This window comes from Arthrobacter sp. UNC362MFTsu5.1 (assembly GCF_000685965.1).
Classification (GTDB): Bacteria; Actinomycetota; Actinomycetes; order Actinomycetales; family Micrococcaceae; genus Arthrobacter.
The window spans coordinates 1-23,995 of the sequence record NZ_JMLE01000030.1 but is presented as its reverse complement, the minus strand read 5'-3'; the positions used below and the strand labels follow the sequence as shown (position 1 = coordinate 23,995).

Below are 23,995 nucleotides of genomic sequence, written 5' to 3'. Positions count from 1 at the left end.
GGACCGGCTTGCGGGTGTCGGGAACATTCAAACAAGAGCAGCTTCGATGGCAGTAATCTGAGTCATGCCCCTCGGTAACTTGACCCAAGAACAGAGCTTCGCCTTCTTGGCTGAGGTAACGTCAACAAGAAACCTGCTTTCCTACGGGATCAGAGTGGTGCGGAGCGCCCCATTTGTTGACACGACTCAGGACCCAATCCTGACGATGCTCTCCATTGGCCTTGAAAAACTGTACAAACTGACGTTGGGTCTCGTTGCCCTGGACGACAATGGTTCCTGGCCGTCCAGCGTAGAGATGCGGGCTCACGGGCATAATGTCACTCGGATGCACAATCTGGTTTTTCTTGAAATTGGCAAGAGGACAATGGAGGCGACTCCATACGTGCGTTCGCTCCTGGAGCGTACCCACAGGGACCCAGTTGTTTTACCGCTAATCAAGGCCTTGGATATGTACGGGAGAAGTGGTCGGTTTTATCACTTGGATCTTCTTGGCGACGCCCAACAGTCATGGGAGAGCCCGTTTCACTATTGGCAAGAGGTGGAATCCGCGGCAACCTCCGATGAAACTATTCAAGAGGCCCGATCAGCAGCGATCCAGAACGTCATGGATGGTCAGCTGTGGGACAAACTGCGACTGATGACGAATCAGCGAATTGCTGATTCGATTGAAGGCATATGGGAGGCGATTGCTGTCTGCGGCCGCAACCATGCTTTGGGTGAAGTTGGCGGCCAATTTGGTTTCGAGGTCCACCCGAATGCGGTGGGGCGGCAGTGGTAGCGGCGCGGACTGCATGTTCGTCTGACCCACGTCGATGCTTTCAGCCGGAATCGGGCTAGGCATGAGTAATGCTGGCGAAAGTCCACTTCAACGATAAAAAGATAGATCCGCAGGATCTGGTTACTAAGCTGGCTCAGTGACCGTTGACTACCCCAAATCTCAAAAATACGACCGACCTGTCCCAGTAAGCGCAGCACCTCCCCGATGCTGGTCTCATGAAGGACACGTTAATGGATCGTAGTATTCATGACTTCCTGGCCAAGGAGCCTAAACCGACTGAAGGGCTCGTCTGGCACTATACAAGTCCGGAAGGCCTTGCGGGCATACTTCAGAACAACGTTCTATGGGCCACGTCTGCGGCGTTCCTGAATGACACACACGAGTTCACGAGCGGAACTCGGCACCTACGTCGACAGCTGCGGAAGCTAAGTGGCAATGACCCTGAAACGAACAGGGAAATCGATATTCGTGTTGCCGAGCGGGAGATAGACCCATCAAAGGCCTTTATTCTTTCTGCCTCCCGTGACGGGGACAGCCTTACGCTGTGGCGGAACTACGGAAAACATACCGTTGGCTACGCGGTGGGATTACGCCCAGACGTTCCACTCACACCCCTGGAGCTTCGCAAGGGAGACGCACATCCAACCCCACCGGAAGGTTGGGAACCTGAAATGTTCGATACTCCTGACGGGCCACAGCTGGCGTTTGATCCGGACCGCCCTGAAATTACGCCGATTACCCACGAGAATAAGCAATGGTTTGAAGTGGTGTACGGCGGCGAGAAACGCATGGAAATTCTCCGGAAGGAGGCCTGGGAGTTCATTACTGCAAAATCTGACACGGAGAAGAGACAGACCATCTTTCTTCCTTGGCTAAGCAGCTTGCTTCGTATCAAGGACGCCGGCTTTAAAGATGAACGCGAAGTCCGAATGGGTTACACAACTGCTAAGCCCGACTGGAAGTTCCTGGCATTCCGCGGAACGCAGTGGGGGCTCACCCCCTACATCAAATTGACTGCCGCCGCTGATAACTACGACGCCGAAGATGCGGCATGGGGTGCAGCGCATCATGCCGTTGAAGCCGCGAAGCTGCCCATCAGCCACATTCGGATAGGTCCGACTCCTTACCGAAAGGCCGCGAAGAAGGCCTTACGGCAACTGCTCGACATGAACGGTTATGGAGACGTGAAGATTCTGAGCAGTAAGACTCCGTATCGCCAATAGGCACTGGGCGACCAGCGGTCCCGCAAGCCCCGTTCAAGCCATTCCAGCTAGCACGCCTTGGACGCGGCAGAACCATGCAGCCATAGGCTCCCCGGATGAACGTCAGCTAGTTGGCTGGGTGGCATCCTGGCTGAGGAGTGCCCGCACCAAGAGAGTCGAAATAAGCTCGTCTGTCACCTTTCCGAGTTTTCGAACATTAGCCGAGTGCGCTGTGAGAGGGTACAACGTCTCCTTAACCTGCTTCGCGTCGATGACCTGACGTTCGTCCGCTTCTAGCGCCCCAAAACGACTATCGACGAGACGGTCTATGACTGCAGTGACTTCTTTCTGCGTCAACGGTTCAAACTGAATCAGCGCGTCGAATCTTGAGTAGAGCGCATCGCCTAGTGAGTCCCGTATCTCCCTTTCCGAGCCGTAGTTCGACGTACAGATAACGAGCGAGCGTCCAACGTCGACTCGGTAGTTCTTGTCCTGGAAAACGCCTCCATCAAAGAACTGATAGAAGGCGCTGTGGAAGACCGAGGCGGCTTTGTCGAACTCGTCAATGAGAACTACGCCGGACTCGCGGTCGAGCAAGTCGTGGGCAAATGACGGTTCCGAATGTCCTCCTCCGAACAGATACGAGGCGAACTTTTCGTTGTGAAACATTGAAAATTGTTTGCGCATAAGTGCGCCGCCGAGGAGCCCGTTGATGAACTGGGCGGTTTCGGTCTTGCCGACGCCGGAGGGGCCGTAGAACATGATGACTACCGGCTTGCTACGAGTTCCTCGTGTTAATGGGTAGAGCGCTGCCAAGAGCGATTCCTTAACGTTTTCTTGCCCGATCAGGTGGTGGGCGAAGTCGTCGCGGAACTGCGTGAGTGTGCCACGAGTGACCGACGGATAGTCATAAGAAACAACTTTGAACGTGTCGGCGAAAATCCGCTTGAGATGCTCATGTACGTGCTCGGGTGGGTTGTGAAGGTGTAACTCTTTCGGGTCGAGCGCCTGAATCAACCCGGGAAAGTTTGTGATTGCGTGTTCCTGCAAACTGGCGTAATCGCCTGACTCCGCAACCAAGCGTTTCGGCCGATTTTGTTTAGGCTCGCTTTTGTCCGCATCGTCTTGATCGGGCACCACGACCCTTAACTGACGTAGGCGCTCTTCGCGTGCAAAGACGGCCTCTAGCAAGCCTTCCTTTTCCTTTTTGCCGATGCATTGGTCAAACCATGAGAGCGGGCCATAGTAGATAATGACCTTTGTTTTATTTGACATACTCGATCCCCGCCAAGAGAACGTCGTAGACGTCGAGACGGCCGTCGTCTTTCGTTTCGACGCCATCAATGAGGTCGCGGACGTTGATGGGCGCTGCGTCAGTGCTCGGAGCCATCTCCGCTGCCATTGTGAGACTAGCCTCTTCGGCTCTGCCGACGAGGATGCCATGGAACACAAGTTGCATGCGCCCTAGGTCGACTAGACCGTAGTTGTTTCGGAAGGCTCGGAGATTGAAGCGCAGGATGTACTTTTTTCCGGTCGGGTCTTCGCCCACGAGCTCGTAGTAGCCCTTTGCAGCCTCGAGCGCATTGTCCAGTCCGGCCAAGTTGATCGGGAGTTCATCCATCTTCAGCATGGCCATGTATGGGGTAAACATCTTCATAAATGCCGCAGAGTCCTTGCGGGCGACAACCTGGAGATCTGCCAGCCGCTTGACGCCTTCGTGCTCGTTGGCCTGCACTAGATAGTCCGTGAGGATGGTGTTCGACAGGGTTTTATTGAGAATGCTTCGCCCGAGACTCGACGCGCTGACGCCAGCGCTGGCTTCAGCTGAGCCACCGAAGAACGGGAGCCAGCTGAACTTGGCTGCCGCGCTGGCTTCTGCCTTGCTGTGAATATCGGCAGCACGTTCCTTAACCTGCTCTGTCGTCAACGCCGCCTTGCCGCCCGCTGAGACATCGAGCAAATCGGAGGCGGACTCTTCATCGAAATAGACAATCTTGATGAAGGACGCAGGGGAGTTCTGCTCACGCTTGCTCATCATTATTGTGCTTCCGTTGCCAATCTGAATTTCAGTCCGTAAACCCGCAGGATCGCAAGGGGTAGTCCCGTGCGACCTCGATATACCGTATCGCGACTACATATGTGGCCCCTACGCAGGGGCCCCGCCAGCGTCAGTAATGCTTTCAAGCAGCCACTGCTGCGACAGAGGATCGCGGCGCAGTTCGAAGGTACGCAGCGCCGAGGTTGAAGCCCCGAGGCGGATTATCTACCCTCCTGAGCCGTTTATGCAGGTCAGTATGGCTTTTGGGTGTGAGGCACGTGAGTGTCGTGGTTTCAGTCGAGACCGCTGACGGGGTGTTCAGGATTTCGCTATTTTGGTCACACGTGACGGTTCAAGATTGCCCTGCCTTGGGAGTGGGATTATTTCGGTTCGGAGTTCAGGAATGTCTCGCCGCCGTCGGTGGATGTCAGGATCCCGTCGGTTGTGGCAGCCCAGACCTGGGGTTTTCCGTCGGAGCCTTTTGCGGCGGCAATTGCTTGGAGCTTGCTGCTGATCCGGCCCTTCGGGGTCCACGTAGTCCCGCCGTCGGCGGAGTAGTGGACGGTTCCATCGGGCTGGACGCCGAAGGCTTCGGTAGGGCTAGCGAAGGCGGCGAACTGGATTACGGGTGCGGAAGGGTCAAGTGCCCAGGTTTTGCCGCCGTCGCTTGACCTTTGCAGACCGTCGGGCGTCGTGGCGAGAACGGTGTCGCTGTCGGGGTTTCCGGCCAGGACCGCCGGGCTGAAGTCGGTCGTTACTGTCGTCCACGCTTTGCCGTCCGGGCTCGTGAGTAGGGTCCCGTCGAAGGCCACGATCCCGGATTTGGTGACGGTCAGGGCGTGGAAGTCTGATTCACCCTGTCGGGAGAGCTGTTCCCATGTTTCACCGCCGTCGGTTGATCGGATCAGGCCCAGTGGGTTGGGGAGGTCGGAGCCTTCCCCCGGGTGTCCGGAGGCGTAGTACACGCCGTCTTCCTTGCCTGCGGTGAAGCCCATCAGGTCGTTGGTTTGGCCGACTTGTGTGGCAGGGTCTTCTGAGATATCGAATAGGCCGACGTGGGTGGCCAGGAGAATCTGTCCTGTTTCGCCGTCAACGTCGAGGCCATGGATGTGGGTGCTGGGGAGTCCGCTGGCGGCGCTGTGTGCCGGGGCCGGGGTAGAGGGTTCGGGGGTGGGCTGGCAGGCCGACAGCACAAAGGTCAGACCTACAGCGGCGGCCAGGACGGCTGCCGGACGGATTCGGGAAGTGGATGGGAAGGTCACGGGAACTCCAGGGATTCGATGACGGGCAGGGGCAAGCGGGTTTTGGATTGGCCGCGCCTTTGTCGGGGGCGGGTCAGATAGGGGTTTGGAAGGTGCCGGCAAGGTTTTGGAGCTGGTAGATCCATGAGGTCCAGACTCCGAGGACCATCAGCAGTCCCAGGAGTAGAAGGAGCAGGCCGCCGGCGGAATTGAATGTCCGGATGTGGCGTCTGACGAAGGAGAGGGTGCGGGTCACCCAGGTGACGCCCAAGGCCGCCAGTCCAAATGGGAGGCCCAGGCCCATGCAGTAGGCGAAGGCCAGCAGCGCACCCCGCCATGGATCACCTGAGCTGGTGCTCAGGGCCAGGACAGCGGCCAGGGTCGGGCCCATGCAGGGGGTCCAGCCCAGACCGAAAACCACTCCCAGCACGGGGGCGCCGGCAAGGCCTGACGTGGGCCTCCAGGACATCTTTGCGGTGCCCTGCAGGAAGGGGATTTTCCCGATGAGGGCCAGGCCCATGAGAATGACGACGATACCCAGGGCTCTGATCATGGTGTCCTGCCAGCGAATCATCCACGCCCCAATAGCGCCGAAGGCTGCCCCATAGAGCGTGAATACCGCTGCGAACCCGAGAACGAAGAGCGCGACTCCCGTCAATACGCGGCGGCGGTTTCCTGGCTGCGTCGGATGGGTCAGCCCTGAGACGTATCCGAGGTATCCGGGCACCAGTGGAAGGATGCAGGGCGAAAGGAAGGACACAACGCCGGCAACCATCGCCAGGGGGATCGCCAACAGGAGGACGCCCGACTGGACGGTTTCGGCGAAAAAGCCGCCGATCGTCATGAGATTCTCCTTAAGTCTTTTGCGCCAAGACCACGGCTGCAGCCCGGGCGGCGTGGGGGCTCTTCCTGGCTTCGGATGCAGGAGGTTTCCCAATGCCGGTGCACTTTTGCGCGGCGGGCCGTCTTAGTCATGGTGGCTTTCGGTGTCAGGGTAAATGAGGGTTCGGGTGACCAGGTGGTGAGGGACGGTCTGCGTCTCGTGCAGGATCCTCCCGTGGTGGTCCAGGGTGAGTTCGAGAACTGCATCCTCGCCAGGGTAGGACAGCGCCATTCGGCGGTTGCCGTTTTCGTCCGGAAGGCGGGTGGCAATGGCTGCAGCGCCATTGGAGTAGAGGGCGCGTTCGATGAAGTCCTGGCCCGTGGTCTGGAAGGACTTGGGTTTTCCCAGCCCTTGTGAAGTGTCGCTGGTGACGAGTTCATGCAGAGTAAGGGATGAGACGGCGTTCATCGCGGCCACCGTTTGGAGAAGCAAATCATTTGCCGGCAGGGCGGGCCACGTGATGGCGAGTGCCGCCGGCTTCGCGTTCCAGTTGGGCGAGCTGGGGGTAAGGGTGAGCCGGCTGGTGCCATCCTGCCAAGTGACCGGGCTGAAAAAGCAGTTTTCCCCGCAGCTGCGGAACGTCAGGTCGCTCGTGTCGCCCGCGGCATTGGAGAGGGAGCCGCTGAGCTCCAATTCCGTAGCCACGATCCGTCCGGATGCATCGGTGATCTCCGGAACCATCAACTCGATGACGAGCTGGCCCGAGCTGGCGCGTGCGTTGACACCTATCTCTCCGGCCAGAGCCGCGGCCGGGACGATCGGGCCTGTAGCGGGCGGGGGGAACGCCAGGGCTTCGTTCCCGCTGCCGGGGACGGGCAGCACTGTCAGCGCGGAGGACACAATGAGGACGGAAAAGAGGGCAGCGGCCTCTGCGCGGGCGGGGCGCCGGATCTTTTCCAGCCTCCCGGTCCGGCGGAGGTGGCGCCGGCTGGCCAGGGCAAGGCCGGCGGCGGCCGTCACCAGCCCGGTTTTGGCCAGCAGGACCCGCCCGTAGTCGGTGGTGAGCAGACTCTCAACAGGGACCAGCAGCACTGCTGATCCAAACCCGGTGAGTACGACCACGGTGAACAACCATAAGGCGATTCGGGCATAGGCTTTGAGCACATTCCGGGCCAGGTCCCGGTGGTGGCGCCAGCGGATCAGAGTTCGCAGGGCATGAACCAGCATTCCTGCCCACAAGGTGGCGGCGGCCAGATGCAGTGTTGTGAGTGGGATCCCGAGAATCGGGTCCACCATTTGAGGGTGGGCGCGGAAAGCCTCGGCGCCGATGATAACTGCCAGCGCTAGCAGGAGCCAAACCCGCTGACGCAACAAGGCAGCGGCTGACGCCGCGGCGAATCCGCCGAGCTGGGCAAGGGTCAGGATTCCTGGCACGCTGCCGGTCAGGGCCCCCGGGGCCGGGCTGGTGAGGCCTGCTGTCAGAGAGCCGTTGCCCAGCAGCAAAAGGGCCAGCCCGGCAGTAGCGGCCAGACCCGTCAGGCACAACCACGCGGTGATCGGCGAGGGAGCCGGAGGGGTGCCATTGAGGCGGGCCAGCAGCCTGTTCCCGGCTTGTTCACCCACGGCCAGGGCGAGTGCGCTGAACAGCAAGGCGCGGAACACTGCCGTCTGCCAGGCCCCTTCCGCGCCGGTCGCCTGCCCGCCCTCGAGAGTCACCACGGAGGGACCCACGGCGTACCGGTAGTCACCGCTCATAACGTCCCCGTCGGCTGCAGTGACCTGCCAGTGGACGGTATAGATGCCTGGGCCAGTCGAGCCGGGAACGGGGATCTCCAGGGCACGGCTCTCATGGCTGAGACTGGGTGTGCCGAGGCTCCAGCTGCCGTCCGGTCCACGAAGCGCCACCGGCGACCCGGCGGTGGTAACTGGCTCGTCGAACAGCAGCGTCAGGGACTCGGGTGCGGTGGCGACGGTTGAATCGGCGGCCGGCGCGGTGAAGAGCAGGTTCGCGTGCGCGGAAGCCGGGAGCGCCGTCAGGAGCCCGGCGAATACCAGCCCCGCGGTGGCGGCGAACAGCGCGGCGCCACGGCCCGGACGGTGCCTCCGCTGACGGTCCCTAGGCCTCACGCCGGGAAGGATGTGAAGTGTCCGGGCTTGCCCCGGTTTGGGCGTTCCGCAGTCGCGAGAGTTCCTCCCGGGCGGACCGGATCAATTCATCAGTTGGTTGTGACGCTGGAGCGCAGCACGCGTTGATGCTGGTTCCGGCCCGGCGGCGCATCGGGCGCAGGCAGCAGAACCAGGTCAGCACAATGGCCGCTGTGGCGGCCGCCACTGGTATCAGCAGCGTGCTCATGCGAGAGGATCTGTCCCGGGCCGGGGTGCCCGGGGGCTGCTGACGTCGCCTGTCGTCGCGGGACGGAGACTGTCGATCTGGGCGCGCAGGCTTGCCAGTTCCCGTTCCTGGTCCGGCGTGGCGGGCTGTTTGCTGCCGCCGCGCATCATGAACCACATCATCAGCCCCATGCCGATAGGGCAGGCCAGCGCGGCGATGACGAGAAAAAACTGTTCCATGGAATGTCCTTAATAGAAGGGCTTGGGGTGGCGGTGGATGGGCGCAGCAGGGGAGCTGCACGGGGGCCGCGGAATTAGAACTATTCTCCTAAGTAGTTTAGGAGAAGGGCTGTGTGGTGTCCAGCGGGCGGGGGCGGCGGCCAGGTTCAGGCGGCGGGGGAGCTGGCGGAGGTGCTGATGCCGGGGCAGAGGTTATGCCCGGCGGCGGCAGCGGCGGGTCCTCCCAGCAACAGAACGGGGAGGGTCAGCAGTGCGGCGACGGCAAGGGAGCCGGCCGCTGTCCGGGCGCGGCCCAGGGGGTTGTGTGGAGGGATGAGCCGGCGCACGCGGGCTGCAGCACCGGCGCCTCCGGCTGCAAGGGCGATGGACGGGAGCGGGGTTTTCCCTGGGGAGGCGACGGCCAGCAGGGCCCCGGCAACAGTCAGCCGTCCGGACCGGGCGGCCGCTGCATCATCGGCCCGCAGTTCGATCAGTCTGGCCGTCTCTGCTGCGGCGAGCCGGAACAATGCGATGCCGGGGAAAGCCGCTGCCAATGCGCGGGAAAAGCCCAGGATCAGATCGTGCCGTTCCGAGAGATGGGCATGTTCGTGGGCGAGAACTGCGGCCAGCTGAGCCTCATCCAGCGCCTGCAGTGCGCCCGTTGTCACAACGGTGCGCCGCCTCCTGCCAGGAAGGCAGTAGACCGTCGCTTCGTCCGAGTCCAGGACGACAATGCCATGTTGTTTGTTGTCGCGGCCGACGATGTCGAGGATCCTGCCGTGGCGGGCGCGCTCAAGGGCCATGCCGGCCAGGCCCCTGCCGACGCACCACAGCGTGCGCCCGAGGATGGTCAGGGCCAGGACGGCGCCTGTGGCGCCCGCGGCAGCTCCGCCGGGGGATGCGTACTGCTCCTGGATGGCCATAATGCAGGCCTGCAGCAGCCCGGCGAGGTCCCTGCTCACGGTCACCGTGGGGAATGTCAGTGCCGCTCCGGCGAGAGCTAGCGAGGCCAGCACGGTGACCGTCAGGGCCTGCCATGCGGCAATAGCCAGCCGGGGAGCCCTGTCCGCCCAGGACGATGCCCGCAGCAGCCGCGGTCCGGCCAGGGCGAGCATGAGAGCGTAGGCGAGGAGGGACAGCGCTGCGATCATGACCGCACTTCCTTATTCCTTGCCGCGCTGAGGAGCCGGTGCAGTTCCTCGGCTTCCTCGGGCCGTATTCCCTCCACGAAGCCGACGAGGGCGGCGGACCGGTCATCGGTCAGTGAGAGGGCTTCTGTGACGAGTCCGGCCACGTACTTGTCCCGCCCCGCGGCTGCGCCATAGCGGAAGGCCCGACCATCGCGTTCCTTGGTCAGCCAGCCTTTGCGGTGCAGAATCTCGGTCACGGTATGCACCGTGTTGTACGCAAGGCCCCGCCCCACGCCCTCAAGAACTTCCCGGACCAGTAAAGGTCTTCCCGCGCGCCAGATCTGCTCCATAATGGCGCTCTCCAGATCGCCAAACTTTGGCATGCTGCCTCCTTGGCCTTGTTCCCTATCAAGGATAGGAGATGCGCCGGAGTATTGCACCTAAACACCTAAGTAAGTTAGGTTCATAGGAGGAATGCCGGACTTCCGGCTAATGAAGCGGCCGGCCGTGCGCCATTCAAACAAAGGAGCCACTACGATGCCCCGACCGAAGAACTCCGGCAGACCGGGCCGGGAATCACAGCCGGTCACCGGCAGCCTGAGCCTCAAGCAGCAACGTGCCGCGGATATCCAGCAGAAGCTTGCCGGCTACAAAGCCCAGCACCGCAGGCAACAGCGCAACCGGCTCATTCTGATCATCACGGCTTGGACTGTGGGCATCGCCCTGATGGCGGGCCTGGTCGTTTTCGCCGTTACCAGCACAATGCCAAAATCACCGCCCGCCGCCATTGAGGGCGTCCAGACCTTTTCAGGGCTGAGTGCCAACCATGTGAATGGGTCGGTCACGTACCCGCAGGCACCGCCGGTGGGTGGGGATCATTCCCGGATTCTGCTCAATTGCGCCACGTACACGGAGCCCGTGCCCAACGAAAACGCGGTTCACTCCCTGGAGCATGGAGCCGTGTGGCTGGCTTATGACCCGCAGGCGGTCACCGATGAACAGCTGGAGGAGCTGCGCAAGGATATTCCATCGACCTACATGATCCTCTCGCCCTCCGAAGGCCTGCCGGCCCCTGTCGTCGCGTCCGCTTGGGGCGTGCAGCTGAAGGCTTCGGGCTCTGATGATCCGCGGATCAAGGACTTTATCTCAAAGTACCGGGATGCAAAGTCCGCGCCGGAGCCCGGCGCTCCCTGCACCGGGGGACTGGACGGCCCGGGCAAAGTCAACTAGGGGCCGGTGCCTAAGCGGTCCTTGAAGCCACCGGGAGGGGACAAGAACAATGAAGAGTAACGAAAGGTGGTGCCGCCTGATGCCTGGATGTGATGCACTGGCGGGAATTGGCAGGTGCCTGCGTCGACGCCTGGGCGGACCTTCAAACCCTCCTGAGACACAGCTCGGGCAGGCATGAACAGACTGTGCCTTTGAGGATCGAGCAGAACAACGAAAGCGGGCGGATGGCAATGGACCTTATCGACCTGGTAGTGATTTTTGGCGGGATTGCGCTGATCGGTCTTCTGGCCTGGTATTTCTTCGCTCCCCGCCGTGCCGTTTCTGCAGAACTGCGCGGAGGTGTTCAGCAGGTGGAAATCGAAGTCCGCGGCGGTTATTCCCCCGACCTTGTCCGTGTCAGCGCCGGAGTCCCGGTCCAGTTGCGTTTCAACCGGCAGGACAACAGCGACTGCACCAGCCGGGTGGTTTTCCCGGACCTGCGCAAAAGCGTGTCGTTGGCGGCTTTCGACACCACCGCGGTTGATCTCCTTGTTGAAGAGCCCGGGGAGTACCCATGGGCCTGCGGGATGAACATGCTCCATGGCAGGCTGATTGTTGAACCGGACGGCGGCGGGCCGGGGTCCCGTCCCGGAGGCGCGGCGGGCGGAACTGAAGACGCCGGCCACGGCGCCCCAGTACCCGCCTCCGAGCCGCCCATGCCGCGGGACCGGGGCGGGGAGACGGCCCGGGCTGTCGGCGTTGGGCCCATGGTGGAGCGGCAGGACGGCCCTGTACGGGCGGAATTCATGCTTCCCGGGGCCCTGAGCAGCCTCCCCAGAGACAGCGGGCATGCCGAGGCGGTCCTCCGCCGGCTGCCTGGGGTGGACAGTGCCAACGTAAATTTCGGTGCCGAACGTGCCGTGGTGCTGTACGACCCGACCCAGACCGAGGTCAAGGCCCTTGAGCAAGCCGTGGCAGAAGCCACGGGCTTTGCTGCCCGGGCGCGCGTCGAACCCGGGGCCGCAGGTACAGAGGACGCGGAAGCTGCGGCGCGCGAGGACGAACTGAAGGACCTGCGCTGGCGGGTGGCCCTAGGGGCGGTACTGACGCTGCCGGTGCTGTATGCGGTCATGGGAGAGCACTTCCTCGGCGAGCAGTATGTTCCGGATATCCTGCGAAGCCCGTTGACCCAACTGCTGTTGACACTGCCGGTCATGGTCATCGTCGGCTGGCCCATCCACCGGATCGGCTGGCGGGCGCTGGCAAACCGCTCCGCAGAAATGAACAGCCTCATCACACTCGGCACCACGGCGGCCTTCGGTTACAGCCTGGTGGTGACCTTCGCCCCGCAGCTTCTCCCGCCGGATGTGCGCGAGGTGTACTACGAGGTGGTGTCCTTCATCATCACCGTGATCCTGCTGGGCCGCCTCGTGGAGGCAAGGGCCCGGGCCGGTACCGGTAACGCCATCCGGTCACTCGTGGCGCTTACCCCGGCAACCGCGAAGGTGCTCCGGGACGGGCAGGAAATTGAGACCGCCGTCCAAGACGTCCAGGCCGGGGACGAGATCCGCGTCCGGCCGGGTGAAAAGATTCCGGTCGACGGCGAGGTGATCGATGGCAGCTCGGCAGTGGACGAGTCGATGGTCACCGGTGAGAGCGTGCCCGTGACCAAGCAGGCCGGGGACACTGTTATTGGTGCGACCGTCAACAGCACCGGCGTGTTCACTATGCGCGCCACCCGGGTCGGGGCCGACACCGCCCTGGCGCAGATCATCAGGCTCGTCCAGGAAGCCCAAAGCTCCAAAGCGCCGATCCAACGGTTGGCGGATGCAGTCTCCGGTTACTTCGTACCCGCTGTCGTCTTCATCGCGATAGCAACCTTTGTCCTCTGGTTCACGGTGGGCGATTCCCTCTCCCTGGCCGTCGTCGCCGGCGTCAGCGTACTGATTATCGCCTGCCCTTGCGCACTGGGGCTCGCGACTCCGCTGTCGATCATGGTCGCCAGCGGCAAGGGCGCTTCCCTCGGGGTGCTGGTCAAGAGCGCTGCCGCGCTGGAAACAGTGCACAAGCTCCACACCGTCGTGCTGGACAAAACGGGGACGCTGACCCGCGGGAAACCGGCCCTGACCGACACCGCCCCTGCCAGCGGCTTCGATGCCGCGGAACTGTTGCGCCTTGCCGGGGCGGCGGAAGCGGACAGCGAGCACCCCCTTGCCGCGGCCATCGTTAGTGGCGCCAGGGAAGAAGCCGGGGACCTTCCGCGGGCAACGGCCTTCGATTCGATCACGGGCAAGGGTATCCGCGCCACGGTGGAGAACCGTGAGGTGCTGATCGGAAACGCCCGGCTGCTCTCCGATGCCGGCATCGCCACCTCCGGGCTTCAGCCTGACGCTGAACGATTGGCCAACGAGGGCAAAACCGCGATGTACGTAGCTGTCGACGGCGAACCCGCCGGTGTCCTCGCCGTCGCGGACACCCTCAAACCCGACTCGGTAGATGCTGTCGCGGAACTGCGCCGGCGCGGACTCGAGGTGGTCATGATTACCGGAGACAACAAGGCAACAGCGGAAGCGATTGCCCGGCAGACCGGCATCGAACGCGTTCTGGCCGACGTGCTGCCCCAGGACAAGTCAGCTGAAATCCGTTCACTCCAGGACGAGGGGAAACTCGTGGCCATGGTGGGTGACGGCATCAATGACGCGCCCGCCCTGGCCCAGGCCGACGTCGGTATCGCCATCGGAACCGGAACCGACGTGGCCATTGAAGCCGCAGACGTGACACTCATGTCCGGCGAACTGTCCGGCCTGGGCAAGACGGTCGCCCTGTCCCGGGCCACGATGCGCAACATCCGGCAAAACCTGGTGCTCGCCTTCGGCTACAACACCGCCGCCATCCCCCTCGCGGCCGGGCTGCTCTACCCGTGGACCGGAGCGCTGCTGTCCCCGATGGTCGCTGGAGCAGCCATGGCGCTCTCCAGCATCAGCGTCGTGGTTAACTCCAGCCGTCTGAATGCCTTCAAAGCACCCACAGAAGGGAAACACAGCGAATGATCATGACGGGAAAGACCGGACCTTCCAATGTGAAATCTGATGGCACCGGAAAGGAGCGACGGGCATGTTCGACTGCGGCGCTGACGGCACGATGATGGGAATGATGGGACCCGGCGGAATGATGGCCGGCGGGGGAATGATGGTCTTCTGGATCCTTTTGACGTTGGCGCTGTTTGCCCTGGCAGTCCTTGGTATCTGGGCTCTTATTGTCTGGCTGCGGAACAATCGAACTGCCGCCAGCACCTCGCCGCAGGGCGGACCAAACCGGGCCCGGGAAGCACTGGACGAACGGTACGCGCGGGGCGACCTGAGCATCGAGGAATATCGGGAACGCCGTGAAGCCCTCGGCGGGTAGGCGCGGATGGTTATTTTCGCCGGAGGGGACCACGATTAAGCCCCAAAGAGCGGCGATGCCCATTGAGATGCAGAGCCGGGGCCGGAAGGCACGGGGCGTGATGCTTCAATACGCCTCCAAAAACTGTGCTCTTGAAACAAGATAATTCATTACCCCTGCCAGCCGCCGGTCCGGTTGTGAGCATGTTGGACCGATAAGAGAAGGAGGAATGCATGTCCCACGCATCAGAGAAGGTGACGGACCCGATCTGCGGAATGACCGTCGATCCTGCCACCGCCGCGGCCAGCGCCGAGTACGAGGGCCACACTTACTACTTCTGTTCTCAGAGCTGTGCGCTCAGTTTCAAGGCCGATCCAGCCAAGTATGCTGCCGGCGCCGGGAACTGACAGGACTGCCTTGCTGACGGTCCGGTCTCACAACTTACCGGTCCTCCGGTGGAAAGGAGGGCATCACAAAGAGATTCAAACGCCGGGCGCACCAGAGACTAATCTGCCGCACCAGTGCTGACGCCGGTTCGGAGACAGGCACGGCCTGACCGTGTGTATCAGGGTCCCCCCGCCGGCCCCACGTGGTGTGAATGGTCTTTCACGATGGTTCTCCCTTGCTCTGGCAGGGTTCAATCAGGATTGATGGCCAGGATGGGCCGCGGCCCAACCGGCCAAATCGATGGCGGTTGCCGGGTACGCGCCGGGGCTAGGGAAAGGGCTGCTTCCCCAGCCCCCTGACTGTCAGTCCGATGCGTACCGGTCTAGAATCGACTGCATCTGGGAAATCTCCTCCTGCTGGGACTGCACGATCGAATCGCACAGTTCGATGATCTCCGGGTCAGTGATGGTTGATTCCTGGCAGACCAAGATCGCGCGGGAGTGATGCGGGATCATGGACTTCAGGAACTGTTCGTTTCCCACGAACGTTTCGGTCCGCCCGAGCGCGAAAACGCTGGCGAAGAGCACAGTGAACCCGACCAGCATCGCGATGTTCGCTTTCTTGTTCTTAAACATCGACCACATGCCCACGACCATGACAACCGCCATCGCCGAGACCATCAGCAGCGCCATCCAGAAGTTACTCAGGTTGAAGTAGAAGTGATCGACCGAGCGGATCATTGACATGGACAACACCCACATCAGCCCCAGGCTGATAAAGAGGATGACGCCGAACTTCACGTACATACGGCCCGAACCATGCCCGTCTCCGCCCTGTCCTTTGCCGTTGTGGTCCTTGGTATCCCGGGATTCCTGCCGGTGATGCCCGACTGGCTGCTGCGAGGGCCGGTCCGTGTCCTCGCCATGGCTTTCCGGGTACTGCTGTGCACTCATGGGGAACTCCTTTCAAGGCCCGGAAACCCTTTCCCGCCTCTGGGGAGCATGAGGCGGGGAAGGATTTCGAGCGGGTTCAGCAGCCCCGGGGCGTGTTTCCCCTGCTGCCTTGCCGGTCCTGCTGATGACTGCTGGGCTAACCCAGGGCTGACAAGAGTTCCTGGCATGCCTTCTCGCACCGGCGGCACGCGTCGGCGCAGACCTGGCAGTGGTCGTGCATGCCGGCGTGCTGTTCGCATTCATCACCGCATGCCTTACACGCGGTACGGCACGCCTCCAGGATGGTACGGGTGATGTTCGCGTCATACCCGGTGTGGCGGGAAAGAACGTTGCCGGTGGTCGCGCAGATGTCGGCGCAGTCCAGATTGGTGCGGATGCACTTGGTCAGCTCAGCAACCATGTCCTCGCTCAGGCAAGCATCAGCGCAGGCTGTACATGTCTGGGCGCACTCAAAACAGGCCTCAATACATTCAGCAAGTTTTTCCTTGTCCACCCCGCCAAGGTCCTTCGGGTAGGTATCGAGCATGGACGTAACATGATGCGTCATTGGTTTCTCCTCATGTGGGGCGCGGCTGGCCAAGGGGCCTGCCGCTTGGCTGATTGTTTTCGCTGCCGGCCGCCAGTAGGGGCCGGCTCAAGCCCGTATGACCGGGCATATACAACTGCTGGGCATGCCAGAGAGAGGCAGCGCAAATCAGTGCCGGGTTTACGTCCGGCTGATTGACAGCACAGTCAATGACGGCGCGAGGTGACCGGGTCTTTTCAGCGCAGGGTCCAACCAATCAGGCGGTGCATCGCCACTGTCTATAGGTTGCAGCTCCGCCTGGGAGAAGATATCAGAGGCAGGGTCGGGGAACGACCGGTAGGGCGGGGCGATGGCCTGGGGTGTGCCCTCCTGCTCATTGCAGCAGGCACGCCCAGATGGTGAATACGTCGAACTTGCCATTAGAGACAAGGCTGTGTCACTACTCTGCCCCACAGCACCCGGGGCCGCCGAGGTCATCACCATTGGCCCCGATTCGTCCATCTGCAGGCACATCACCGCAGCTGCCGAAGTTGTGAAAGTCACCAACAGCGAAAAGCCCAACACGGCCCGCATCACCGCTCGCACGGTGACACTCAACATGCCCACTGCTGGTCTTGAAATCGGTCCGCCTCCATTTTCCGGGCCAGTCCAACACCATCACCCTAGTAAAAGATCAGCATACTGACTAGTCAAACCTCTGGAGCAACGCATCCATCGCCATTTTCAACGTTATCGAGGGAAGGCGATGAATCAAGGGGAAGCTGGGCCGGCTACGCCTCCTGGACTCTCTTCATCGGAGGTTCTCCTTTCGGTGTCTTAAGGAGTGGACGTGCGCCCAAATCTCAGCGTTCCTTGTGGGATGTAGTTGCTTGAAAATTTGAAGCCGGTCGGTCACTTTCCGGTGGGCGTCGCGCGTTCTGGGCGGTTTAGCTCCGTCATGAGGGAACGGTTGACTTTATGCGCTGCTTCCAGGTCCGCGGAAAGTCCTTCTACTTTCTGTTTCAGTTGCCGGAGCTCTTGGCTCGTGTCGCTGGCTTGCCGGGAAAGGATGGCGTTTTCGACTATCAGTTCCTGGATCTTGACGGATTGGGAATGGGCGTCCGTGCCCTCGATCTGGTCCCCGAGTAGTTCGGAGACATGCCGCTGATGCCGCTGTAGTTCATGACGGAGCCGTTGGTTCTCCTTGCGCAGAAGATCACGTTCAACAAGGAGCGGGCCCGTGGTTGGGTTGGGTGTCCGTTCAGCTGTCGATCCACCCACGGTATGGCCGCTCTGCGCGTTTCTTACCTGCTCGAGGAGGGGTGGTTGGCGGACGAGCCAGGGGCTGACGCCGGCGCGCCTAGCAACATCGGCGACGGTGATGGGAGTGTTGGTTCGTTGCATTGCATCGATCGTGGCGAGGACTGCCTGCCTTTTGGTTTTGCTGTCTTTCTTTCGTTGCTGCACCATGGCCGAGGTTTTAGAGCCTGCCCGGGCGCTCACGTCTCGTCCTGGGCCGTGCCGGGCCTGATCTTGAGGCTTCCGACCGGAATGAAGGGTTTCTCGACGGCGGTCGGGACGCTGGCACGGAGCCGGCGCAGCACGGCGGATGCTTCGGCGAGGGACTCTTTTTCGCTGCCCGGCAGGTCGGCAAGCCGTGATTCCTGAGCCTGGATGAGGGTAGTGAACGCGTCGATTTCACTGCGGGTGTCGCTGATGAGAGAAGGCCGAAGGTTTTGTGCGACCTGCCAGGCGAGGTCTTCTTTCATCCGTTCCAGATGCGCCTTCAGGTCAGGGAGATGGGAAGGGTCGGATCTGAAGAACGTACAGCCGCCGCATTGGAAACGTGCCGGGCAGGCCTTGCCTGCAGCTTTGATGTTGGTCGGTTCGGTGCAGTTGCCGAATGGGACAGCGACGGCCGCCATCGAATAAAGCTCTTCAGCGACCGGGGCGTGGGCGCCCTGCATGTCGAACGAGAGCCTTTTGACCGATTCGATGGCTTTGCGTTTTCGCGCATTGGTCACCGTGTAGTACCTCGCGGTGGTGTCCGCGGACCGGTGGTCCATGAGGCGGCGGAGGGTTTCCTGGGCCACCCCTGCGTCGGCCAGTCGTTGGCAGTAGGAGTGGCGGAACGCGTAGGCGAATACATTCGTTTTGTCGAAAGGAGTTCCGGCTCCGGAGCCGTCGGCAGGACCGGGCAGGTCCGGAAGATTGAGGTCGATCCAGTCCCGGAGCCGTTTGTTGAACCATGTGGTTTTGAGGTGTTTGTCCCGGGCTCGGGAGCGGAAGGTGGGGAAGAGCCATTCCTGTTGGCCGGCGGGCATCGCTGTGATGTGTTGGTCCCGGATCGTGAACCACGTCTCAAGGGCTTGGGCGGTTTCGGCCCAGATGGGCAGGCGCCTGCCCCTGCGCCGTCCTTTGTCGTTGTGCCAGATCAGGGTGGCTTGGCCGGTGTGGTCGTAGTTGAGGCAGTCGCGTCGGAGCTTCGCTGTCTCGCCGGGCCTTCTTCCAGCGTCGCGCAGGAGAGTCATGTAGCAGGTGAAGGCTGCTTTGTAGATGTCGTTCGGGGCGGAGGCCGAGGCCGGGCTGGAGACATGGGCTGCGGGTAAGTGTGCGAAGAGGTATTCGATGACGGGTTCGGGGATTGCCCTGCCGGTTTCGTCGTCTGCGTCTGTTCCGGGGGCGTCTTCGAGGGGGATCTGCAGGTCGTAGTCGAGTGCGAAGGACAGGCTGGTGTTTTCGAACAGGTCGGAGTTCTTCCGGGCGTAGTCGATCATGCCCGCCACGGTCGATCCGAGGAAGCGTTTGTAGGCGTTGGTCAGGGGCTTGCCGTCGAGCCGTCTCATGCCGGCCAGTGCCTGCGCCATCACCTTGCCGTGTTCGCGGGTGAGTCCGGCGGCGACGGTCGGCGGGGGAAGCCGCCGTGCGGTGCATTGAACAGCGAAGTCGGTGCATAGCCGTGCGACGTGGGTGATGAGAGTCGTGGAGGAGGTTTCGGTGGTGGACCGCTCCAGGATCCAGAGCTTGGTCATTTGCCGGGCCCACTCCATAGGTATGGGCCGGAAGTCCAGGGCTGCCATCGACCGGGCGGACCCGGATCTGTTGGATGAGGTCATCAGTAGACCGAACGGGATGAGGTCTGACCGGAGAAGATCGCCGTCGGTAGACCAGGGGACGTAGCGTTCCAGCAATCTCGCGCGGACAACCCGGAACATCGACCAGGCATTAACCGAGCGCATGACCTTGCTCTCGGTGAGGGCCACAGTGTCGGCGTTGAGGAAGGATTTCGTGGCCTGCGGGAAGTCCAACGCGGACCGGATAAGGGCGCGAGTTGTGACGACATTGATGGGGAAGCCGATGCGGTCCTGGTGCTGAAGGGCCCACAGCAGTTCCGTGGCAAGTCCTGGATGCCGTCGACGCAGGGCGGCGAGATTGAGTTCGTATCCACCTGTTGCCGGGCGCGGGGCGTGAATCTCCCGGTAGCCGTCGGGCTCCAGCGAGACGACCGCTTCCCGCTCGAGGTGCAAAGCCAGCTCGCCCGCAGTGGCGATCAGCTTTGAATGGAGCCTGCACACACCGATCCCGTTGCAGGAGTGCCGTTTATAGCCGCACCATGGAACGGCACAGTACTCCGGCGCCGTGACCGGCCTGGTTTCCTGGGCAACAACCCACGCCCCAATGTCCGGAACTGTTCGAATCGGATGGTGTCCCAGGCACAGGGGAGGCAGGCGTTCCTTCTTCTGGTGCCATCGTCTGGGGTTCCCGTCCGTGGCGGCCATCAAGGGGACGCCCAGGCCTTTACTGCGGTTCGTGCAGTTCGCCACGGAGCACTGGATCGGGACGATTCGGGATGCCCAGTTTGTGCCCTGCAGCCCGGCCGCGCCTTTGATCCAGTCCTCGGTGCTCATGGCACCCGTGCGTTTGGTATGCCGTATGTAGCGGCCGGTGCAGATGTTGCACAGCCCGCTGCGGCGGGTGAACGAGGGACGGGAGCATCCGGGGAACCTGCACGCGTTGACGAGGGTGCCCAGATGGCCAGGAACTCCAGTGAACACCCACGTCGTATTGTCCCATTCGTTCGGACGCCAATCGTCCCGGATTTCCTGATCAAGCATGTGCTGAAACCCTGAGAGGTCCAAAGACGGGTCGACCGGTTCCGCCTGTGCCGGGACATGAACAACATCAGGGGCGACCGGATGCGCGCCGCTCATCTCCGCCGCTCCGAACCGGACCGGACACTTTCGATGGCGTTCCGAAGGTCCTGGTCACTGGCATGCTCATACACGTGCTGGGACGCGGGGCTGCGGTGTCCGAGCAGTTCCTGGACGTCCGGTCCGGGCACTCCGGCCCGTTTCCAGCGAGTCGCCGCGGTATGCCGTGTCATATGCGGGTTCACCCGGGACCCAGCACGGACTGAGGAGCGGTAGAACATCTTCACGGCGTTGGAGTACTTCAACGCTTCCCCGGCGTGGGACTGGGAGTACAAGTTGACGAAGACCATCGGGCTTGAATCCACGTCCAAGCGGTCAATGCGGTCCTCGAAGTAAAGGTGGTACAGGGTGCAGACCGCTTCAGTGACGGGGACTGAGCGCGGTTTCGCGGACTTGGAAAGGGCGGCGTTGGGATTCTGCCGCCGACGGACATGGATGTGAGGGCCGATGGTCGCGCACCCGACGGCGCGCGAGTCCTGAAAGAGATGCAGATCCTCGGTTCGCAGGCCCAGCGCCTCGCCGATCCGGAGGCCCGTTTCGAGCATCAGTGCCACAAGAAAACGGTCACGCCGGTTCGCGGTGGCCGCCAGCAGTGAGTGCGCAGCCTGTTCATCGAGAAGCTTGGGAGCTTCTTCCACCTCCTTGACTCGTACGGACCGTGACCTGGAAACCCTGCCCGGCAGGAACCTGTCGCCGGAAAAGCCATACGCGATCCGGGTCTCATAGAAGCCCGCGGCAGTCTTCTCACTGATCAGATCGCTGCGGGCGGCCCACATGTAGAACTGGGTCAAGGCCGCGGCGTACTGGTTCATCGTCTTCCCGCTCCGGTAGCGCGGTTCCCGATATGCCGTCTCCGATTCAGGTAAGGGCAATGCAGAAACAGCCAGTTCCCGGATGAACCGTGAAGCGACGGGCACGCCATCGGCCCAGTTCAACCCGGCTGGACCGAGCCAGGTGAAGAAGGCGGCGAGGCGTTGCGCGTAGGCCCTGAGAGTGTTCGTGGACCGGGCGGAACCAAAGAGATAGTGAAGGTATGAGCTGGCTTCGGGATGCAGCTCATAGGTGGAAGCGTCCACCACTGCCCACGACGGGCCTCCAGCCTTGTGGAAGACTTTGAACGCGATCCAGTGCCGTGAAATCGAGGGGGTTGGTTGGGTGGTTAACGGAAATGGAATGGGTGACTGCGCCATGCGGACGTACCTCGTCAGGGTAGATAATCCGTGCGTTCCGACACGACCCTAGTTCAGAACGCACGTTCCTGTGAACCCCACCTAAGGGCAGATAAGCCGCACCTGGACCCGCCAATGTTCGATGTCCACGACGTTCCCGATGCCGACCGGCACGGTCCGTTGCGTCTCCCACCAGGAGTCCCTGGTGAACCAGTGCAGCGGCTCCGCCGCGACCGCCCACACGCGTCCGTCGTAGCGGACGGCCAAGGGAGTGCCGGCTGCGGTGAACCGGACGTCCACGGAGGCGTCGATGGTTGTTTCACTTACTGTTGCTGTCACGGCTGGTCCGCTCTCCCAAATTCCTGTTCATCATTTCTTCCCGGCGGGTGACCGCCGAACTCCACACCCAGGTCCGGTACGTCAGCGGCCCGTCCTTCCACGTCACTTCGGCTGCCTTCGCTGTCCAGGCGAACACTTCGCCGTCCACGAGCTCCGCGCAGTTCGGGAACCGGATCCACGCCTTCACCGGGATCCCCGGATACCCGTTCTTGGCCGGGAAGTGCTCGAAATCGAGCTCTTCCACAGTCAGCCCGATCGGGCCGGCACGGCGCGCGTACTGCGCCTGCAGCGCGGCAGCTTGCTCCGGTCCCATAACACAACCTTAGAACATATATTCGAATAGACACGCCAATAAAAAGCAGCCGTCTGAGCCGCAGGTTTCATTGTGGGGGAGGGGTACGACAAAGACCGGGTTGTACCCAATGGGGACAGCCTGAGCTGTGCGGAGGGCTCCACCTGCCCCCAGTGGGCACAACCCGTTCCTCAAACTCTGGGCTCCGCTGCACTCCACTCAGGTACCGGTCCTGCGCTTCGCTCCGGCCTGTAAAGCGTTGTTTTTGCCTTACATGTGGCTGGGTTGTTCTCCGTACAAGGCCGCTGATCGTAGCCGTCCGGGGGCCCGACCCGTCAACCCACGCTCCCGTCCAGGTCCACGCGGTCGCTGCGCTCCCTTACTTCGCGGCCCTGCCCGTGCGCTCTGCGGGGTTGACGGCCCACCCTCGACCGGCTGCGACAGTGGGGGCCTCGCACGGCGGGGCAGGAAGGAGGTGGCTACATGAGTATCGACGAACTGATCAAGCTCGCGACTTCGGTCGTGAGCCTGGCGACAGCGGTCATCGCTCTGCTTTCCGCGCGGAACGCGCTCTTAACGAGCAAACGCTCCCGAGCTGGCACTCGGAAGCGTAAGCGTAAAGCAAGGAAGGTGTAGCTACTCAAAGTCCGGTGGTCGTGACCGTGAATGGTTGCGGCCACCGGGCTCCTTCTTAGCCTAGGTTCAACTCAACGATAAGGAAACCCTCATGGAACCACTGACGATCGTGAACTTCGTGCTCTCGCTGGCAGCGCTTGGCGCTTCCATCACCGCCTACCGAGCCATTACCAAGCTCCGGAAGGACCAGGAAACCTAGACCGGCGCAGGCCGGGCCACCCAAACAGGGCCGGCCCGGTCCTACCTGTCCGGTTCGGTGCCGGGTTTTGTGTCCTCATCCCGTACGCGCCGCAGCAAGGCCGCCATATTGCGCACGGACGCGGCGTCTTCCTGCCAGGGCTTGCCGTTACGGGTACAGGCGTGGACGCTTTTCGCTCCGGAATCTTTAGCCGCTTCGGCGAATTCTGCCCAGGCCTCCTGCAGCTCTGACAGCTCCTCAGGGGTTAGCGGCTCTTCCGCCGCCGGCACACTCACCGCAATCGGGGCAGCAACCGTTCCGGCCGTTGCTTTCTGGCGTCTGCCGAACAAGCTCCTCAGACCCACGGCTAACCCCCTTCTGGAATGAATGAATGTCCCGCCAGGGTGGGTCGCATTGGGGGGACGGCCTGGCCTGGCGGGACCCTTCCACCGTATCAACACCGGCGAATACCTTTGACCAAGACAGAGGGCCAGCATTCCAAGGAATGCCGGCCCTCTGCTGTGTAAACATCCTGCTGCTTACATCTTCGAGCATGCCACATCGCCTGGCTCGTGTGGGAGTTTCAGGCCCTGCCGTCACCGGCCAACTGGGGGGAACAGCCGGTGACGGAGGACTCTCTCACTTTACGCCCGCGGGGACTGGTTTGCGCTGCGCTTCAACCAGTTGATGGGCGTCCGCTGGCGCGGCCGGCTGTTGGGTGCTGCCGGTCCGTCGCAGAGCTCCGGCCCGTCATCACCTGTTGTTTACAAGCGTTTTCTGGTTGCTGTCCTGCGGATTCTAGGCGTCCGCTCCAGCCCGTCTAGCCCCGGTTCCGCAAGCTCCACCGGAGCCTGTGGCGCAGGAAATTCCCGCAGGCGCTCCTTCGTCGCTTACCTCCTGGGGGAAGTTCCCACACCTTGCCCTGCGGGTAGACAGGCCTCCGTCGGCCGCCGAGCAAGCAAGCTTGCCA

General features: G+C 62.1%; 20 protein-coding genes and 1 pseudogene. 6 read left to right on the top strand and 15 right to left on the bottom strand.

Features of this window, described 5'->3' with window-relative positions; translation table 11 throughout:
• Positions 1 to 64: 64 nt before the first annotated feature.
• Positions 65 to 778, top strand: coding sequence for a hypothetical protein (locus tag BS38_RS0120465; protein ID WP_028272462.1), 714 nt, complete (start codon positions 65 to 67; stop codon positions 776 to 778).
• A gap of 215 nt (positions 779 to 993) precedes the next feature.
• The gene (locus tag BS38_RS27240) at positions 994 to 2,001 is read left to right on the top strand and encodes a hypothetical protein (RefSeq protein WP_231511363.1); all 1,008 of its coding nucleotides are present in this window, start codon (positions 994 to 996) and stop codon (positions 1,999 to 2,001) included.
• 102 nt (positions 2,002 to 2,103) lie between these two features.
• On the opposite strand, the gene BS38_RS0120455 is transcribed toward BS38_RS27240, so the two are convergent.
• The 8 genes from BS38_RS0120455 to BS38_RS0120420 all read right to left on the bottom strand — a co-directional run bounded on the left by BS38_RS0120455 (position 2,104) and on the right by BS38_RS0120420 (position 10,145).
• A complete protein-coding gene (locus BS38_RS0120455; RefSeq protein ID WP_028272460.1) occupies positions 2,104 to 3,255 on the bottom strand; it encodes an AAA family ATPase in 1,152 nt (383 codons plus the stop codon).
• Complete coding sequence (locus BS38_RS0120450; RefSeq protein WP_028272459.1) at positions 3,245 to 4,015, bottom strand: DUF6414 family protein; 771 nt, start codon at positions 4,013 to 4,015, stop codon at positions 3,245 to 3,247. Before BS38_RS0120450 ends, BS38_RS0120455 begins: the two co-directional genes overlap by 11 nt.
• Positions 4,016 to 4,398: 383 nt before the next feature.
• Positions 4,399 to 5,280 (bottom strand): F510_1955 family glycosylhydrolase, encoded by an 882-nt coding sequence (locus BS38_RS0120445; RefSeq protein WP_028272458.1) that lies wholly within the window; start codon positions 5,278 to 5,280, stop codon positions 4,399 to 4,401.
• 73 nt (positions 5,281 to 5,353) lie between these two features.
• On the bottom strand, positions 5,354 to 6,103 hold the full coding sequence (locus BS38_RS0120440) for a cytochrome c biogenesis CcdA family protein (protein ID WP_028272457.1): 750 nt from the start codon (positions 6,101 to 6,103) through the stop codon (positions 5,354 to 5,356).
• A 123-nt stretch (positions 6,104 to 6,226) separates the two neighbouring features.
• A complete protein-coding gene (locus BS38_RS0120435; RefSeq protein ID WP_028272456.1) occupies positions 6,227 to 8,209 on the bottom strand; it encodes a copper resistance CopC/CopD family protein in 1,983 nt (660 codons plus the stop codon).
• Positions 8,210 to 8,431: 222 nt separating this feature from the next.
• On the bottom strand, positions 8,432 to 8,653 hold the full coding sequence (locus BS38_RS0120430) for a hypothetical protein (RefSeq protein ID WP_028272455.1): 222 nt from the start codon (positions 8,651 to 8,653) through the stop codon (positions 8,432 to 8,434).
• Between the two features lie 146 nt (positions 8,654 to 8,799).
• Positions 8,800 to 9,783 (bottom strand): M56 family metallopeptidase, encoded by a 984-nt coding sequence (locus BS38_RS0120425; RefSeq protein ID WP_028272454.1) that lies wholly within the window; start codon positions 9,781 to 9,783, stop codon positions 8,800 to 8,802.
• Entirely contained in the window at positions 9,780 to 10,145 is a 366-nt protein-coding gene (locus tag BS38_RS0120420; protein ID WP_028272453.1) for a BlaI/MecI/CopY family transcriptional regulator, read from the bottom strand. The genes BS38_RS0120425 and BS38_RS0120420 overlap by 4 nt, the downstream gene beginning before the upstream one ends.
• 91 nt (positions 10,146 to 10,236) lie before the next feature.
• Here BS38_RS0120420 and BS38_RS0120415 point away from each other — a divergent pair, with 91 nt between their 5' ends.
• The 4 genes from BS38_RS0120415 (at position 10,237) to BS38_RS26870 (ending at position 14,762) form a co-directional block, all read left to right on the top strand.
• Complete coding sequence (locus BS38_RS0120415) at positions 10,237 to 10,992, top strand: DUF3105 domain-containing protein (RefSeq protein ID WP_231511361.1); 756 nt, start codon at positions 10,237 to 10,239, stop codon at positions 10,990 to 10,992.
• 191 nt (positions 10,993 to 11,183) lie between these two features.
• On the top strand, positions 11,184 to 14,021 hold the full coding sequence (locus BS38_RS25810; protein ID WP_197025005.1) for a heavy metal translocating P-type ATPase: 2,838 nt from the start codon (positions 11,184 to 11,186) through the stop codon (positions 14,019 to 14,021).
• 64 nt (positions 14,022 to 14,085) lie between these two features.
• Complete coding sequence (locus BS38_RS0120405) at positions 14,086 to 14,376, top strand: SHOCT domain-containing protein (RefSeq protein ID WP_051629053.1); 291 nt, start codon at positions 14,086 to 14,088, stop codon at positions 14,374 to 14,376.
• A gap of 212 nt (positions 14,377 to 14,588) precedes the next feature.
• A complete protein-coding gene (locus BS38_RS26870) occupies positions 14,589 to 14,762 on the top strand; it encodes a YHS domain-containing protein (protein ID WP_081818989.1) in 174 nt (57 codons plus the stop codon).
• Positions 14,763 to 15,104: 342 nt separating this feature from the next.
• Here BS38_RS26870 and BS38_RS0120395 read toward each other — a convergent pair whose 3' ends face one another.
• The 7 genes and pseudogenes from BS38_RS0120395 to BS38_RS0120360 all read right to left on the bottom strand — a co-directional run bounded on the left by BS38_RS0120395 (position 15,105) and on the right by BS38_RS0120360 (position 22,232).
• Positions 15,105 to 15,695, bottom strand: coding sequence for a DUF305 domain-containing protein (locus BS38_RS0120395; RefSeq protein ID WP_081818988.1), 591 nt, complete (start codon positions 15,693 to 15,695; stop codon positions 15,105 to 15,107).
• A gap of 136 nt (positions 15,696 to 15,831) precedes the next feature.
• The gene (locus tag BS38_RS0120390) at positions 15,832 to 16,242 is read right to left on the bottom strand and encodes a four-helix bundle copper-binding protein (RefSeq protein WP_028272449.1); all 411 of its coding nucleotides are present in this window, start codon (positions 16,240 to 16,242) and stop codon (positions 15,832 to 15,834) included.
• Positions 16,243 to 17,112: 870 nt separating this feature from the next.
• Positions 17,113 to 17,703 (bottom strand): hypothetical protein, encoded by a 591-nt coding sequence (locus tag BS38_RS27235; RefSeq protein ID WP_156037197.1) that lies wholly within the window; start codon positions 17,701 to 17,703, stop codon positions 17,113 to 17,115.
• Complete coding sequence (locus BS38_RS26555) at positions 17,700 to 20,315, bottom strand: tyrosine-type recombinase/integrase (RefSeq protein ID WP_197025004.1); 2,616 nt, start codon at positions 20,313 to 20,315, stop codon at positions 17,700 to 17,702. The genes BS38_RS27235 and BS38_RS26555 overlap by 4 nt, the downstream gene beginning before the upstream one ends.
• Positions 20,316 to 20,407: 92 nt before the next feature.
• Entirely contained in the window at positions 20,408 to 21,601 is a 1,194-nt protein-coding gene (locus BS38_RS25800; RefSeq protein ID WP_081818987.1) for a tyrosine-type recombinase/integrase, read from the bottom strand.
• Between the two features lie 93 nt (positions 21,602 to 21,694).
• Positions 21,695 to 21,880: pseudogene (locus BS38_RS25795) on the bottom strand (hypothetical protein); the annotation flags it as partial.
• 19 nt (positions 21,881 to 21,899) lie between these two features.
• Positions 21,900 to 22,232, bottom strand: a complete 333-nt coding sequence (locus tag BS38_RS0120360; protein ID WP_028272447.1) for a hypothetical protein — start codon at positions 22,230 to 22,232, stop codon at positions 21,900 to 21,902.
• Positions 22,233 to 23,995: the final 1,763 nt, after the last annotated feature.

Bases quoted from the DNA above. Each gene is read 5' to 3' on its own strand.
- BS38_RS0120455 (WP_028272460.1), bottom strand. From the start codon at position 3,255: ATGTCAAATAAAACAAAGGTCATTATCTACTATGGCCCGCTCTCATGG.
- BS38_RS0120415 (WP_231511361.1), top strand. From the start codon at position 10,237: ATGCCGGACTTCCGGCTAATGAAGCGGCCGGCCGTGCGCCATTCAAAC.
- BS38_RS0120450 (WP_028272459.1), bottom strand. From the start codon at position 4,015: ATGAGCAAGCGTGAGCAGAACTCCCCTGCGTCCTTCATCAAGATTGTC.
- BS38_RS27240 (WP_231511363.1), top strand. From the start codon at position 994: ATGAAGGACACGTTAATGGATCGTAGTATTCATGACTTCCTGGCCAAG.
- BS38_RS25800 (WP_081818987.1), bottom strand. From the start codon at position 21,601: ATGGCGCAGTCACCCATTCCATTTCCGTTAACCACCCAACCAACCCCC.
- BS38_RS0120440 (WP_028272457.1), bottom strand. From the start codon at position 6,103: ATGACGATCGGCGGCTTTTTCGCCGAAACCGTCCAGTCGGGCGTCCTC.
- BS38_RS0120395 (WP_081818988.1), bottom strand. From the start codon at position 15,695: ATGAGTGCACAGCAGTACCCGGAAAGCCATGGCGAGGACACGGACCGG.
- BS38_RS26870 (WP_081818989.1), top strand. From the start codon at position 14,589: ATGTCCCACGCATCAGAGAAGGTGACGGACCCGATCTGCGGAATGACC.
- BS38_RS0120390 (WP_028272449.1), bottom strand. From the start codon at position 16,242: ATGACGCATCATGTTACGTCCATGCTCGATACCTACCCGAAGGACCTT.
- BS38_RS0120430 (WP_028272455.1), bottom strand. From the start codon at position 8,653: ATGGAACAGTTTTTTCTCGTCATCGCCGCGCTGGCCTGCCCTATCGGC.
- BS38_RS26555 (WP_197025004.1), bottom strand. From the start codon at position 20,315: ATGCTTGATCAGGAAATCCGGGACGATTGGCGTCCGAACGAATGGGAC.
- BS38_RS0120420 (WP_028272453.1), bottom strand. From the start codon at position 10,145: ATGCCAAAGTTTGGCGATCTGGAGAGCGCCATTATGGAGCAGATCTGG.
- BS38_RS0120465 (WP_028272462.1), top strand. From the start codon at position 65: ATGCCCCTCGGTAACTTGACCCAAGAACAGAGCTTCGCCTTCTTGGCT.
- BS38_RS0120360 (WP_028272447.1), bottom strand. From the start codon at position 22,232: ATGGGACCGGAGCAAGCTGCCGCGCTGCAGGCGCAGTACGCGCGCCGT.
- BS38_RS0120405 (WP_051629053.1), top strand. From the start codon at position 14,086: ATGTTCGACTGCGGCGCTGACGGCACGATGATGGGAATGATGGGACCC.
- BS38_RS0120425 (WP_028272454.1), bottom strand. From the start codon at position 9,783: ATGATCGCAGCGCTGTCCCTCCTCGCCTACGCTCTCATGCTCGCCCTG.